We start from the raw sequence: 14,151 nt of genomic DNA, 5'->3' as shown, positions 1-14,151 counted from the left end.
GAAATGAAAGCTGAACAGTAGTTTACTAGGGGCTGAACACTGCCGAATATTGTTTCCTCGTAACCTTACTCATAAAACCCTCCTCTCCTAGGCCGGTCTATAGCTTACGCCCCTATCCAAAAAATGGGGTCTACCTCTACCTCGCGATGTTCGATCACCGCTCTATTATTTCGTCGATTGAACATGTATGAGCGGTGCCCCGTGTCGACCTGTGGACGATCAGGCAGTTTCCAGAATATGGACGGTGATGAATTGGCCTGGCCTGGCCTAGCCTGGTCGGGAAGCCGAGCAGCGTCGCAAAAATTACCGAGAGGTCCTAACGACCGATGATACTATCTGAGCGCATGCAAATAGCAGTGTTTATCGCCTCGAACCTGGTGTCTTCAACTTGATGACATAGGCGATGATGGCCGCGACCGGTTTGAAAAACTCTGGCGGTATTTCGGTATCCAGCGGCAATGTGTAGAGCCCGCGTGCGAGAGGGGGGTTGTTGACGATTGGCACACGGGCGTCATCTGCTGCGGCACGAATGCGTGCCGCCAGTTCGTCGGTGCCTTTGGCTACGATTTTGGGTGCGGCCGTGGAATCGTTCTCATATGCAAGGGCTACCGCGTAATGAGTGGGGTTGGTGACAACAACGGTTGCCGTTTTCACCGATTGGAGCATGCGTTGTCGGGCGCGACGCATCCTCAATTGATGTCTTTTGGCCTTGATCTTGGGATCACCGTCTTCCTGCTTCGTCTCGTCCTTTATATCCTGGTGACTCATCCGTAGCTTCTGGAGGCGACTGTATCGCGTCCATAATTCATCGAGTACAGCGATTAAAACCTGAACAATGAGGATAACGAGGGTGGCGTAGACAAACCAGGAAACGAGCTCCTGTGTCAGCCGACGAATAGTCCATCTCTCCGCTTCAGGGGCGATATGCAGCGTTCCGCGTGCTACGTTGTATAACACAACACCAAACACCAAAAATTTCGCCAGGCTCTTGAGGAGTTCGACGAGATTTCGGGCACTGAACACACGTTTGACCCCGGCGGCAGGAGACAGCCGTTTGAGGTCGGGAGCAAGCGCCTGAGGCCTAAACAGGAACTGTGTCTGGAAGAGACCGAAACCTATGACAGCTGCCATGCATGCCCCACCGAACGGAGCGATCAGGAGGATTCCTTCAGCAAACGCTTGATGGACGATACGCCCGATCGTTGCTGTATCGTCGATCGGGGTGGAGAAGTGCTCCAGCAATCCATGCATATGGGTGATAAAGCGATATCCCGAAGTCGCCCCGGTCATTGAGAATACCGCAAGGAATATTCCCAGCACCAGCAGCATCTGTGTTTCACGCGACTGGGCAACATTTCCCTCTTCCCTTGCTTTGGCAAGGCGGCGCGGGGTAGGGGCCTGTGTGCGATCTTCGCTGCTTCCTTCCTCAGCCATAGACTGGGCGCGAAGTACGAGTTGGGTGGGCTAGGTTATTGGAATGCATGGATGCCAGGAAGCTGAAGAAGTGTTTCCTGCATACGTTCCTGCCAGACGCCAGTGATGACCTGAATCAGGAGAGCGATCAGGAATACGCCGCCCAGAAGCTGGGCAGGCATGGCAATTCCGTAAACCTGAATAGCAGGCATTAGTCGGTTCAGTACGCCGAGAAGCGCAGGCCACAGGGTGCCGACAAGAACGAACGGAGCAGCGTATTGGAGGCCAAGCCTGAAGCTCAATGATACGCTCATGACAGCAGCCTGCGCCATATCATTCAGAAAAGGGAATTGGCCCGGCAAGAACACTTTGTAAGAGCCTGTGAGCGCGGCGAGGGGCAGGATATACAATCCTGTCGTCAGAAAAAGTACCGGGATGAGGAAAGAGGCCATATGACTGATGGCGGTGCTCGAGGCGCCCAAGTCAGGGTCGGGTTGTAAAACACTCGCCAGACCCGTGAAAGTGGCAATGAACTGCATAGCGATGATGAGTGACATCGCGATCAGTCGCGCCATCCATCCGATGAAAGTTCCTATAAGCAATTCCTGAGCAATCATGACGATCAGGAGAGCCGGGCTCTTGAGGGCTGGCGTCACCACGGGGGTGAGCACAGGCTCCAGCAGCGGGACAAGCAGGAAAGAGATCGTGACAGCTATACCTGCGCGCACTGTCATGGGTGATGTGGACTCACCCAGCCCTGGCGCTACCATGACAAGTGTACTGACACGGCACAGGATCATCAGATAGACGGCTACCACATCGGGGGATGGAAGAGCCAACATCTACCTTTTCCGCATTATTCCGAACAACGCCCGCCGTGTCGACATTGCTCTGTTCATGATCCGCCAGCGATGACCATCTGATCGAAAATCTGCATCGCATAATTATGCAGGGTCGCGTAAATAAACGAGCTTGTCAGCATAAGGGCAAGCATTGCAGCGACAAATTTGGGTACAAAAGATAGTGTTGCTTCGTTGACCTGGGTAACTGCCTGGAAAAGCGAGATCAGGATGCCTGCTGCCAGCGAGGCGAGAAGCGACGGGGCACCCATCTTGACCGCTACGAACAGGGATTCCTGCAGGATCTCATGAATGTCTACCGTATGTTGCATGCCGTTCTGCGTTCAGATCGACATTTTCATTACATCTTGATAGGCTTGCACAAAGCGATCACGAACTGCGGTTACGGTCTGCAGCGTCAATTTTGCCTCAGCGACAGATGTCGCGATCTCAGTCATATCCCCATGTCCTGAGAGACCAGCCGCGGTCTGGGTTTCGGCAACTTTTCCGGTATGCACCGCATCTTGCAGCGCACCACTGAGTGCGTCACTAAAACTTCCGGTACCAATGCTGGAGGTGTCAGCTTGTTTGGCCGGGCCCGTTGCGGATTGCAGGCTACGCTGAACTTCTCCATACGCGTTCATGGCGTCGAAACTACGGGTGGTGACGTCGCTGATCATGAGCCTCTACCGAATCATCTGCCGCAGGGAGGGCAGATTGTTGCCAAGGTCGTTCGTAACGTGAACCGATCATGACAGCAATATCTTTCGGCAGCGTTATCGGTGCGCCCACTGTGACATCACTTTTCCGGCGTCGGGCTTTTTGAGGAAATTTGTCGTGTCATGCTTCAGCTGTGCGACTTTTCGGGTATCGTGGCCCAACCATCGAACGAACCTTCACGAAGGATATGAAAGTGGTTTCACCGCGAGGCTTGTTCCTCTCTGCGCGCGCGGTCTTGTGCGCTACGGTACCGTGTCTGGCGACGGGGTTAACAGGAATGTCGGCTCCGGCTTACGCTGGTACAGTGTTGCCCGGGAATGGAGACAGCATACGTTGTCCCTCTGGAGTTGTTCGGATCGCCGAGGTGCAGGCAATTGTCGATTATGTCGGGCAGGAAGCAAAAAACAGGGTGATCGGATCGGCCTCAATCGAGGTGTGTTCTGATAACGAGACAAAATATATAGATATCATAACACGCGGCACGCCTGACGACGTTTCGAACAATGGTCAACAGGGACAGAAAAGCGGGATAGACGGATCAATTCAGATTCACGGCCGTACTGCGCAGCTCAATACCAACGTCTATATTCCGTTGACGGAATCCGATGCCATGCAGTGCAACAGGCAGGAGGAATCACAACCTGATGGCGTTTGTAAACCACATGCCCAAGTGGCCAGTTTTACCGGCACGTGGGTTTTTTCTCTTGGAAAATGGAGGATGTTCCGGACCGGCGCTGAAACCGAAGGGGGTTCGGTCATCGTGGCGGCGCGTATACTCAACGGTCCGGTTGAGTAAGGCTCTAGCTACCCATGGGATGAACAGGCCCCTTGCCGTTGGAGGCGAGGGGCCTTTTTTATTTTACTGGAAGAGAGAGAGGATGTTCTGTGACTGTGAGTTGGCGATGGTAAGCGACTTGATGGCGAGGGACTGCTTGGTCTGAAGCGAGGTCAGCTTGGCGCTGGCTGCGGACATGTCTGCGTCGGTCAGGGAGCCGATACCGTTGGTGAGGTTGTCGGAGATGCTTGAGCCGTAGGTGCTCATGTTGTTGATGACGTTGGTGTTTGCGCCCAGGGTGGAGGTCACGAAGGTCATGGCCTTGATGGCGGCCTGAACCTGCGAGATCATGTCGGAAACGCTCTTGTTGCCGCCGAGTACGCCACCTGTGGACTCGAACACGTTGGTGGTCGGGTTTGCACCGCTCGTGCCGCTGCCCGTGGTGAGGCCCAGTGCGTCGGTCAGGCTTGTGCCGGCGATGCCGCTCTGGAAGAACGAGGAGGAAACGGCCGGTGCGCCAGCGACGCTGCTTCCGCCCATGTAGGAAGCGATGGCGGCGTTGAAGCCTGTGACGGTCGTCTGGTCGCCCTGAAGGCCGGTGATGTAGCTGAGGTTGCTGGACGTGATCCCCAGGCCGTCGCTTGTGCTGCCCGAGATCAGGTTCACGCCGTTGAAGGTTGCGTTACGTGCGATGGTATCGATCTGCTGGAGCAGGCCGGTGATCTGCGTGCCGATCTGGTCGAGAGCGGCCGGGCTGCCCTGGTTGTTGCCAAGGGTGGTCACTGCGTTCTGGACGCTGTTGAGCACGCTGATGATCTGGTTGACGGCGGTGCTGGTCGAGCTGACCGTCTGTGCGGCGAAGGAGAGGCCGTCATTCACAGCGGACTGGCCAGAGACGTTGCCCTGCATCTGCTGCGCGATGCCGTAGGCAGCGGCGTTGTCGGCAGCGCTCGAGACCTTGCGGCCGGTCGAGATGGTGTTTTCAGCGTTGCTCAGGGCCGTCTGGGTGGCGTTCAGGGTCTGAACGGCGACCATCGCCGAGGCATTGGTGTTGATTGAAAGGCTCATCGAATTTCTCCTGGTGCTCGCCCAGATATCGGGCCACGCAAGCATCATAAAACCCGAAATGGATAAGAGAAGATTACCAGAATGGAAGAACCCAGATGATACCCGTACAGCCATCACGCTTGATCAGACCACAAACGATACAGCAAACAGCGATGACCGATACGTCTCATTAACGATCTCAGGGGAAACCAACATCAAGACATGGCGCGCGCTCGAGTGGAGGAGTGTTGTCTCGGCTGTGATCCTCGGTCATACAAAGACAAATCCGACTGTCTTGAGATCCATGTGGCAATGGCCAGACAGCACTTTCACAGTACGAGTCGATACGGAAGCAGGACGATGGTTCTTCGCGTGATCTCCAAAGCAGATGCTGAAACACTGAGAAAGTTCAGAAAAAGAAATCCTGCGGCTGACAATCTGGAAGTGGTACCGTCATTTGACGTGCTCGCACTCGATCGCAGTTATATGGTGGAGAACGGCCTTCTGGATGTTAATATCCGGGCGTCGGACGATCAGGTGGCCGAAATCTTTTCCCATGTCATTCAGTGGAGTCAGTGTGTTGCTGACGGTGTGCCGCGCACAATCTTCAGCGATAAATCATCGATACCAGATAATTTTGAGGAACTGGCGAACGCGCTCTTGCAGACGCTTCCCGAGGATTGGGACCTGATTGTTTGGGGCGTTGATTACAACGGCCTGATGATTGTCAAAATGCCCAGTCAGATGGGTGACTGTATCCTCAAATGTGACGACCATCCATCAACCGGCCCTACAGGTCCTCTGGGAGAGCGTAAAACCCCTGCGTTGCTCTTGAAACTGAGCGCGATCGAGGGAATGTCCGGATATACGGTTTCGCCACGTGGCGCATCGATCCTGATGAATTCGCTGCCAATCCGAGAATATAGCTACAGAAGCAAGCTGGCGGGGCGCGAGATGAGGGGCGTCTCTCTTAGCACCCTCTTTTCGAGTTTGATCGAACATGGTGCTATGGCTGCGCATGTCTCATTCCCCCCGCTGGTTGTTGGCCGGCTACCAGAAGACGTTTTCAAGTCTGTTGGAGCTGTCGATGAGTCATTTGACTATGCGTATATCAATGTCAGGCAGCTTTTCGATGATTGCCTGAGCAAAAGTGCATGTCGTCCTATCTGTTCGAATGAAGCTGAAGCTTTTCCCAAGCTCATTCATTTTGTCGAGACCACCCCTGAAAAAGTCGTCTTTGATGACGTGAATTACTTCTCCGAGAAAAAGCCGCCTGGTATCAGGCCTTTCGGCTTCAGTCATTATATGGCTGTGCTTTCCGCAGCGACTCATCATCCGGGGTTCAGGATTGTCCTCTGGTGCATCGCCGAACGTGAAGGGCCCTATTGGGAGGCAGTAAAGCATATAGCGGATATTGTGATCGTACCTGCGCCGCAGCGTATTTTTGGTAATCCGGTCATGCATCCTGCTCATCAGTCAGATATCATCAGAATGAGTGTCTTGCGGGCATACGGTGGAATTTATCTCGACCTGGATACGATCACCCTCAAAAGTCTGGAACCCCTCTTCTCCGCGACGCAAACTGTTATGGCTCGCGAGCTCATCTCAACAGATCCAAGGGTGGAAGCCGAAAGTCTGGGCAATTCAGTTATACTCTCCCCACCAGACGCCCCGTTCATGGCTGCATGGTGGGACAGCTACAAGCATTTCGACTCCCGGTACTGGGCGCATTCTTCGACAAAGATGCCCCACCTTCTGAATGCAGCGCGACCTGGTCTGGGGGCCATTCTTGCTCCGGAAGCTTTCTTTGTACCTTCCTGGGACCGAGCAGGGCTTTCCTCGCTTTTCGAGCAGGCTGTCGCTTTTCCGGACGCATACGTTTTCCATCTGTGGGAAAGTATGTCGTGGCCAGTCCTCAAAGAAATAGACGAAGCCAATATCTGGTCGCGGTTTGATACCTATTCGCTCGCCTGCCGTGCGATTCTTAGCAAGGGCCATATCGAACACCTTGCTGAGCTACGCGATAGGTGCGCTGCATTCCCTCTCGTATCGACGGGAGATCATGGATTGCAATCTGTATTTCAGCAGATTTACAGAAACAATGATTGGGGAAGTTCCGGTAAAGTATATTCGGGGGTTGGGTCAGATCCTGATAAATGTAGTGATTATATAAACTTTATATGTCACTATATTATACGCAATAAATTCCGGACAGTGCTAGATATTGGCTGTGGAGATTTCCGAGTGGGGGCCGAAATCGCACGGCGTTGCCCGGACACAATGTTCGTCGCGATGGATCTTGTGTACGAAGTTATTGCTGTAAATAAACGTACTTACTCCAATCTAACGAATGTGCATTTCGGCGTAATCAATCTTGTCGAGCAGGTTCCCGTTGCTGACGGGGATTTGGTTATCGTGAAAGATGTATTGCAACATCTCTCAAATCAGTCGATCATCAAGGCGATCAGTAATATCTCGCGATACCGAGAAATAATTCTGGTTAATTATATGCTGCCTGACTATCCCGTCATCAACGAAGACAAAGTTGATGGCAAACATATCCGAGGTGGTCGCCTCGATTTTTCACTTGCGCCTTTTGGCTTCACAACCGAAACATTGGCTAGGTTGATAATCAAGGGTTCTCCGGGCCTTACTGAGGTCGTGCGCTATCGTCCGGCAACGGGCTAGATAACGATAGAGCTGACTTCGGGCACCGCAGGTGGAGATGCGCTTTCGCGGCCCACGTCTTTCACCGACTCGCGGTTATGTTTTCGTGATTCAAGAAGTTTCTGTTCATCAGATTGAGAGCGTGTGGAAACGGAACGTATGAACAAATGGCTTATCACACTCGCACGCACGCCTGAACGACTGGAGGCCTTTCGCCGCGACAATCCTACCTTCGCAGATGTACGGGTTTTTGAGGCAATCGACGGTCTGAGGCTCGATCGCGCAGTGCTTATTGCACAGAAGATCCTGGATCCCGCTTTGCAATACAGCGTTGGAGCGCTTGGCTGCGCCATGTCTCATCTCACGATATGGACGAACGCCCTGCAAGAAGGGCAGGGATGCACAGTTTTCGAAGATGATGCGATCATTAGCGAGAGTTTCGATGAAAAAAGCACTGACCTCTTGGCCACGCTGCCTGAAGATTGGGATCTAGTGTTGTGGGGATACAACACAGATGCCCACCTCACATTTAGAAATGCGGAGACAGGATTTTATTGCACGTCGCGCTTTGATCACGAAAATCTTCTGAAATACAAAGAGGATTTCAGAAAAAAATCGGGGCAGTCATTGCTGTTTGGGTTGCTGCGCGCTCACGGGCTGATTGGTTATTCCATCTCACCCGGCGGTATTTCCAAAATGCTGGCACATGTTCTGCCATTGCGGCCGATGCAGACATTTTATCCTGGTCTGGAGAAGAACAAGGAAAATACTGGCATCGATGATATGATGGCGGCTTGCTACGACAAGATGCAGGCCTGGGTTGCTTTTCCACCTCTCGTTCTTGCCAAGAACGATGTGGCCAATAGCACTGTGCAGACACAACGTTGATTTTTTAGATGTGCCGTCAGGGCAGGCCCCTTGCCGTTGGAGGCGAGGGGCCTTTTTTATTTTACTGGAAGAGAGAGAGGATGTTCTGTGACTGTGAGTTGGCGATGGTAAGCGACTTGATGGCGAGGGACTGCTTGGTCTGAAGCGAGGTCAGCTTGGCGCTGGCTGCGGACATGTCTGCGTCGGTCAGGGAGCCGATACCGTTGGTGAGGTTGTCGGAGATGCTTGAGCCGTAGGTGCTCATGTTGTTGATGACGTTGGTGTTTGCGCCCAGGGTGGAGGTCACGAAGGTCATGGCCTTGATGGCGGCCTGAACCTGCGAGATCATGTCGGAAACGCTCTTGTTGCCGCCGAGTACGCCACCTGTGGACTCGAACACGTTGGTGGTCGGGTTTGCACCGCTCGTGCCGCTGCCCGTGGTGAGGCCCAGTGCGTCGGTCAGGCTTGTGCCGGCGATGCCGCTCTGGAAGAACGAGGAGGAAACGGCCGGTGCGCCAGCGACGCTGCTTCCGCCCATGTAGGAAGCGATGGCGGCGTTGAAGCCTGTGACGGTCGTCTGGTCGCCCTGAAGGCCGGTGATGTAGCTGAGGTTGCTGGACGTGATCCCCAGGCCGTCGCTTGTGCTGCCCGAGATCAGGTTCACGCCGTTGAAGGTTGCGTTACGTGCGATGGTATCGATCTGCTGGAGCAGGCCGGTGATCTGCGTGCCGATCTGGTCGAGAGCGGCCGGGCTGCCCTGGTTGTTGCCAAGGGTGGTCACTGCGTTCTGGACGCTGTTGAGCACGCTGATGATCTGGTTGACGGCGGTGCTGGTCGAGCTGACCGTCTGTGCGGCGAAGGAGAGGCCGTCATTCACAGCGGACTGGCCAGAGACGTTGCCCTGCATCTGCTGCGCGATGCCGTAGGCAGCGGCGTTGTCGGCAGCGCTCGAGACCTTGCGGCCGGTCGAGATGGTGTTTTCAGCGTTGCTCAGGGCCGTCTGGGTGGCGTTCAGGGTCTGAACGGCGACCATCGCCGAGGCATTGGTGTTGATTGAAAGGCTCATCGAATTTCTCCTGGTGCTCGCCCAGATATCGGGCCACGCAAGCATCATAAAACCCGAAATGGATAAGAGAAGATTACCAGAATGGAAGAACCCAGATGATACCCGTACAGCCATCACGTTGGATCGGATGACAGACGCTACACTAAACAGAGGTGACTGGTGGTTTGTCGGACAGGCTTCGATGAAGCGCGTTGTCGATTTCAATATAGTGCAGCAAGGTGCCTCGATCACCGGTATTGAGGTGATAGGGTTTCCTGCCGATTGGCATATCTTGTGAAAGGCGGCTCCCACCACATCGCGAAGGGACCGGTTCGGCGCGCTATTGAGGCCATCATCATGGTTACACTGCATGGTCTGAAGCTAGAATTGATGCTTGGTTCGACTGCTCCCGTCAGAATGCTGGCTCAAGGGGCTGGATGTGCAGCACGTGAGACGACCAAGACTTGTGGTGCGGTGAGGGCTCCGATCTGGGATTAGCTGTCTTGAGCCCGTCGTTGCGTGGGGCCGTCCACCACGAGGCGCCGATACAGCGGGTCTCGTATCACGATCCTTGTTGGAGCGCGACCTCCTCGCGGGTGCCCAGTCTCAACCCTCGCTTTGCCAGGTAAGAGACGGGCAAGGTGAGTGTGGCAACTCTTCGTGATGAAAGTGCTTGCCAAATCGGGCAGGCATAACTATTACGTGATACGAATGTTATCGATATTTTGACCTTTAGCGGGCAATGTATCATCGCAGGTTAAATTTAAATATATAAACTAATGTAGCTCAGTAGTTAGTGTATATATCGGATTATTTTTTCTTATCTGTCTATTTGAATTTTGGGTTTCTTGGTCATGCCGCGAATTCCACTTGGGCGTCTACTCCATGTGTCGACCATCTTTATGACACTAGCGCTTGCGATGAATGTGCATGCGCTCGCCAGTCGTATGGGTGAAGATGACCGCGGCACCCAGCCTGAAAACACCGATACAGCAAATCTGACTGCCAAGCTTCAGGCACCACCTCCCAAATCTCATAATGAGCAGCCTTCGGTATCTGCGGCTTCGGCGAACACGGAAGGGTGGAAGACCATCCCTGTGACATCGGAAGGGATCCGGGCTGACGACGATGCAATTCCGGTCGACGCAGCCTTCCTGAAGAACGATGGTCCTGCTGCATCCTGTATCGGCATATCCTGTGTGTCGGGTGGTGCTACGGACGTAACAGATACACCGACCACAGATCAGGCCCAGGCTGAGCTGGTAAAGCGTCTGCTGTCGCACCAGGGATCCATAGAGGATGAACGTCGCAAGCTGGAGGAGCAGAAACACGTTCTGGACTCGGCGCGTATCGTTCTTGAGGAAAAGATGCGCGCCATTGATAATTCGATGGCCGAACTTGCTGAAAAACAGGCACAGCATAAAGAGATGATGGTCGCAGAGACCTCGCGTCTCGTGAAGATCTACGAGGAAATGCCGCCGAGAGAGGCCGCTGCGGTTTTCAACATCATGGATATCCACGTGCTCGTGTCGATTGCAAACAGCATGAGCCCGCGGAAGATATCAGCGATCATGGGATACATGTTTCCCGAGCGGGTCAACACGGTGTCGCAGTATCTGGCTGGTGTACGTAATTTCCACCTTAACCGGAGTGGTCCTGACAGCGTGGCTGGTCATGCGGGTAGTGTGGGCACACTCTCATGGCTCCCAAGTGTAGGCTCAGAGCATCCACCTGTTCCGAAAGAGTAGATCGTGCGCATAGGGTCTTGATGTTCAGCCCGACTGAGATAGTAGATTTAATCACCACCGACCTGCCGCAAGGGCTGAAAAATGAACGCCATGCACCCTGGATTACGTGCCTATAAAGCAGTCGCAGAGACAAGCCTGTCCGGTAGAGAAGCGGAGGTGGTCGCTTTCACGATGATGATCGAAGAGTTGCAAAATGCAGAGGCAGACGCGAGCTTGCGCGCCAAAGCGCTCGACCGACACCAGAAATTATGGTCGCTTATCATGAAGGCGAATATTATTGACAGCGGCCATACACCGGATGATGAACGGGCGTTGATTGTAAACCTTGCGGACAAAGCTCAGAAATACGGGATTCAGGCTATCCTGAACGAGGAGCTGACTCTATTTCCCCTTATTGATATTTCCCGGGATGTGCTTGACGGATTAACAGGAGTGACGGGCTGATCAACAGCCCGAGCACACTGATCAGACCAGAGATAACTCTCAGAAGAAATCTATTTCGCCGGCGGCGGCTGGTGGAGGGGCATTCCTGCCTGTAAAGAGACCCTGCACGCTTCCAAGTTGGACATCTTTGAGAAGATCTTCGAGATTCAGCTGTGTGTCATCATCACGGCACGCAGTGTGCATGAAGTTGCGTAGTATGATAGTGATTGCGTCGACAAACTGAGTCGCGTGATCGAGCTTCTGCAAATTTCTGATCTCGCTTTCATGAAAACTCATATTAAGCGCGGATCTCTCGATAGCTGCCTGCACACTCAGCAGATCGCCATGTGTGATAACCAGTTGTGCAACGATATTGGATATGAATTCGCGAGGCTCGGTGTTCATCGATTGCATGAATCCCAAATAGCTTAAGCTGGGAGGTATTTCCCGTAGATTGGCAGGCGCGTAAAAACTCTGAACCTCATTTGCTGCGACTGGAGGGGGTGTCGCGTCAGCACCTGGACGATCGGCGATCTTTCAAAATAGCTCGACATGGGTCTTGTCGTCAGTTTTCCACTTTCTTTCGAAAGCGGCTTCTTTCTTGTTATAGGCCTGCTCCTGAACACCGATTGCGCGGCCGTCCTCGACAAGATTTTGCTGCGCGCGCCCGGTGGCTGGCCAAAAGCGTATGCGTCTCGCCCGTGTGCCACCCAGACTTTGCGCGACGCAGGATATTCTCTCGTTCGCGAGGTATCCCACCACAAAGAGGCTGTTTTCCTGACCGATCTTGCCTAAGGAAGGCACGATCGCGGCGCCTCCAAATGCCTTGCACAAAAGGCGGTCTCTCTTGCCGCCAGAAGTCAGGATGCCGTTTATCAGCTTTTCCATAGCATTCACCCCAAAACGAAGGGCTGTGCTATTGTCGCATCCTTCTCCTGTAGGAAGGAGAAAGTGGTTCATGCCACCTATCCCGGCAAGTGGATCGTACATGCATACGGAGATGCACGATCCCAGCAGGGTGGTAAGCAGAGTGTCAGCCCCCCCGGCAACAACGACATCACCCTGAATGACCGTTTGGGTAAGCATTTGCTGTTGCATCAGGTGATAGGTCCGAAGACCTTCTCCAGTACTTCGCGTAGCTTGGCGACGGTATAGGGCTTTGCGAGGAAATTGTTCACGCCCGCTTTGATTGCCTCTTGTACGAGATCACGACTCGCTTCGCTCGTGAGAATGACAAAAGCTGTTTTCTGTGTCTTGGGATTTTCTCGCACTGCGCGAAGCAATGCGAGGCCGTCCATGACAGGCATGTTGAAATCTGAGATCACCAGGTGGGTAGGATTCTGCCCCAGATACTCAAGTGCCTCCTTGCCGTCCTTGCGCTGGGCCACTTGCGTGAAACCAAGCTGGGCAAGATTGTTGGCTAGAACCTGACGGATAGAAGCCTGGTCATCGACAATCAGAGCTCGAATTTGAGAGGCTGCGGGCATATCGGGTCCTTAGGGCTTCACGCTGAGAGAAGGTAATGTGACAGGTTTTGATAATTGGCGAATAAAGCGGATCATGGTGTTAACGTACCCGAGCGGTCATCGCGGCGTGGCTGATCTGATTGAGCGGCACGATCTGCGCCGCTGCCCCGATTTCAGCAGCGACGCGGGGCATTCCGTACACCACCGAGGTCGCTTTGTCCTGCGCAATTGTCCATGCCCCTGAACGGCGCATCGCTAGCAACCCTTCTGCACCATCCTGCCCCATACCTGTCAGAATGATGCCGAGCGCCGCCTTGCCCACCTGTTCCGTAACCGAGTCGAACAGCACGTCGACAGATGGAGTATGTCCGTTGACGGCGGGACCCGTATGCAGTCGTGTTGTGACGGTTTGAGCGTTGAGGGTAACCGTCACATGATGAGAGCCACCGGGCGCAATTCGGACATCGCCCCTTCGCAGGACTTCGCGATCCTGCGCTTCGCGTATCGATAGCGCCTCTATTTTCTTATCGAGACGGGCAGCGAAACTTGCTGTGAAAAATGCTGGCATATGCTGACATATGACAATGGGTGGGCTGTCAGGAGGGAACCCGCTCAAGACCTCCTCAAGCGCCTCGACGCCTCCGGTCGATGAGCCTATGGCGACAACGGCAAAATCCTGAGACCAGACAAGGCGCTCAGGTGTCGATGCTGGCAGCTTCGTCTCTTTGGCGCGTGTTTCCGGCTTGGACTTTGCCGCCTGGCGGACGATCCCTGGCAGGCCGGCATAGGCGTTGACTCCGGGTGCGGATGACATTGCCTTGGGAAAACAGTCGAAGGCACCCATCTGCAAGGCAGTAAGTGCCAGTTCGGCATTCCGCTGTGTCAGGCTCGAGACCATGACGACCGGGATCGGTCGCAACCGCATGATCTTGTCCAGGAACTGTAATCCGTTGATATTCGGCATTTCGATATCAAGCGTGATGACATCAGGCTGGTCCTTAATAATCATATCCTTGGCTTCGAGGGGATTGGAGGCTTCGCCTGTGATCAGCAGATCAGGATGCCCCTGAAAAGCATGGCGTATCATCGCGCGCGCCGTCCGGGAGTCGTCAACTACAAGTACTTTCACCGGGGGGGACAA

The 14,151-nt window shown here is 53.9% G+C and carries 16 protein-coding genes; 6 read left to right on the top strand and 10 right to left on the bottom strand.

Annotated elements, in window-relative coordinates; genetic code table 11:
* Positions 1-360 precede the first annotated feature (360 nt).
* From Asbog_RS11555 to Asbog_RS11540, 4 genes are read right to left on the bottom strand one after another with little or no spacing between them, the layout of a single operon-like run.
* The gene (locus tag Asbog_RS11555; protein ID WP_062165243.1) at positions 361-1,434 is read right to left on the bottom strand and encodes an EscU/YscU/HrcU family type III secretion system export apparatus switch protein; all 1,074 of its coding nucleotides are present in this window, start codon (positions 1,432-1,434) and stop codon (positions 361-363) included.
* Positions 1,435-1,469: 35 nt separating this feature from the next.
* Entirely contained in the window at positions 1,470-2,255 is a 786-nt protein-coding gene (locus tag Asbog_RS11550; RefSeq protein ID WP_023979284.1) for a flagellar biosynthetic protein FliR, read from the bottom strand.
* A gap of 53 nt (positions 2,256-2,308) precedes the next feature.
* Positions 2,309-2,584: a flagellar biosynthetic protein FliQ gene (locus tag Asbog_RS11545; RefSeq protein WP_023979283.1), complete on the bottom strand. Its 276-nt coding sequence runs from the start codon at positions 2,582-2,584 to the stop codon at positions 2,309-2,311.
* Between the two features lie 12 nt (positions 2,585-2,596).
* Complete coding sequence (locus Asbog_RS11540) at positions 2,597-2,932, bottom strand: flagellar hook-basal body complex protein FliE (protein ID WP_023979282.1); 336 nt, start codon at positions 2,930-2,932, stop codon at positions 2,597-2,599.
* A 404-nt stretch (positions 2,933-3,336) separates the two neighbouring features.
* Between Asbog_RS11540 and Asbog_RS11535 the strand changes: the two genes are divergently transcribed.
* Positions 3,337-3,768, top strand: a complete 432-nt coding sequence (locus Asbog_RS11535; protein ID WP_122040271.1) for a hypothetical protein — start codon at positions 3,337-3,339, stop codon at positions 3,766-3,768.
* Positions 3,769-3,831: 63 nt separating this feature from the next.
* On the opposite strand, the gene Asbog_RS11530 is transcribed toward Asbog_RS11535, so the two are convergent.
* On the bottom strand, positions 3,832-4,815 hold the full coding sequence (locus Asbog_RS11530) for a flagellin (RefSeq protein ID WP_062165239.1): 984 nt from the start codon (positions 4,813-4,815) through the stop codon (positions 3,832-3,834).
* 339 nt (positions 4,816-5,154) lie between these two features.
* Here Asbog_RS11530 and Asbog_RS11525 point away from each other — a divergent pair, with 339 nt between their 5' ends.
* The gene (locus Asbog_RS11525) at positions 5,155-7,482 is read left to right on the top strand and encodes a glycosyltransferase (protein WP_062165241.1); all 2,328 of its coding nucleotides are present in this window, start codon (positions 5,155-5,157) and stop codon (positions 7,480-7,482) included.
* Positions 7,483-7,620: 138 nt separating this feature from the next.
* Entirely contained in the window at positions 7,621-8,349 is a 729-nt protein-coding gene (locus tag Asbog_RS11520; RefSeq protein ID WP_146926955.1) for a glycosyltransferase family 25 protein, read from the top strand.
* A gap of 61 nt (positions 8,350-8,410) precedes the next feature.
* Here Asbog_RS11520 and Asbog_RS11515 read toward each other — a convergent pair whose 3' ends face one another.
* Positions 8,411-9,394: a flagellin gene (locus Asbog_RS11515; protein ID WP_062165239.1), complete on the bottom strand. Its 984-nt coding sequence runs from the start codon at positions 9,392-9,394 to the stop codon at positions 8,411-8,413.
* Between Asbog_RS11515 and Asbog_RS14415 the strand changes: the two genes are divergently transcribed.
* The 3 genes from Asbog_RS14415 (at position 9,378) to Asbog_RS11505 (ending at position 11,565) form a co-directional block, all read left to right on the top strand.
* The gene (locus Asbog_RS14415) at positions 9,378-9,671 is read left to right on the top strand and encodes a hypothetical protein (RefSeq protein WP_148640454.1); all 294 of its coding nucleotides are present in this window, start codon (positions 9,378-9,380) and stop codon (positions 9,669-9,671) included. The genes Asbog_RS11515 and Asbog_RS14415 overlap by 17 nt on opposite strands.
* A 604-nt stretch (positions 9,672-10,275) precedes the next feature.
* Positions 10,276-11,121 (top strand): MotE family protein, encoded by an 846-nt coding sequence (locus Asbog_RS11510; RefSeq protein ID WP_146926318.1) that lies wholly within the window; start codon positions 10,276-10,278, stop codon positions 11,119-11,121.
* Positions 11,122-11,202: 81 nt separating this feature from the next.
* On the top strand, positions 11,203-11,565 hold the full coding sequence (locus Asbog_RS11505; protein WP_231944573.1) for a flagellar biosynthesis regulator FlaF: 363 nt from the start codon (positions 11,203-11,205) through the stop codon (positions 11,563-11,565).
* A gap of 39 nt (positions 11,566-11,604) precedes the next feature.
* Here Asbog_RS11505 and Asbog_RS11500 read toward each other — a convergent pair whose 3' ends face one another.
* The 4 genes from Asbog_RS11500 to Asbog_RS11485 all read right to left on the bottom strand — a co-directional run bounded on the left by Asbog_RS11500 (position 11,605) and on the right by Asbog_RS11485 (position 14,139).
* On the bottom strand, positions 11,605-11,949 hold the full coding sequence (locus Asbog_RS11500) for a hypothetical protein (RefSeq protein ID WP_146926321.1): 345 nt from the start codon (positions 11,947-11,949) through the stop codon (positions 11,605-11,607).
* Positions 11,950-12,081: 132 nt separating this feature from the next.
* The gene (locus tag Asbog_RS11495; protein ID WP_231944572.1) at positions 12,082-12,504 is read right to left on the bottom strand and encodes a chemotaxis protein CheD; all 423 of its coding nucleotides are present in this window, start codon (positions 12,502-12,504) and stop codon (positions 12,082-12,084) included.
* A gap of 137 nt (positions 12,505-12,641) precedes the next feature.
* Complete coding sequence (locus Asbog_RS11490; RefSeq protein ID WP_023980065.1) at positions 12,642-13,031, bottom strand: response regulator; 390 nt, start codon at positions 13,029-13,031, stop codon at positions 12,642-12,644.
* A 79-nt stretch (positions 13,032-13,110) separates the two neighbouring features.
* Positions 13,111-14,139, bottom strand: coding sequence for a protein-glutamate methylesterase/protein-glutamine glutaminase (locus Asbog_RS11485; RefSeq protein ID WP_269447770.1), 1,029 nt, complete (start codon positions 14,137-14,139; stop codon positions 13,111-13,113).
* Positions 14,140-14,151: the final 12 nt, after the last annotated feature.

This window comes from Asaia bogorensis NBRC 16594 (assembly GCF_001547995.1).
Taxonomy (GTDB): domain Bacteria; phylum Pseudomonadota; class Alphaproteobacteria; order Acetobacterales; family Acetobacteraceae; genus Asaia; species Asaia bogorensis.
This window is presented reverse-complemented; position numbering and strand designations above follow the sequence as displayed.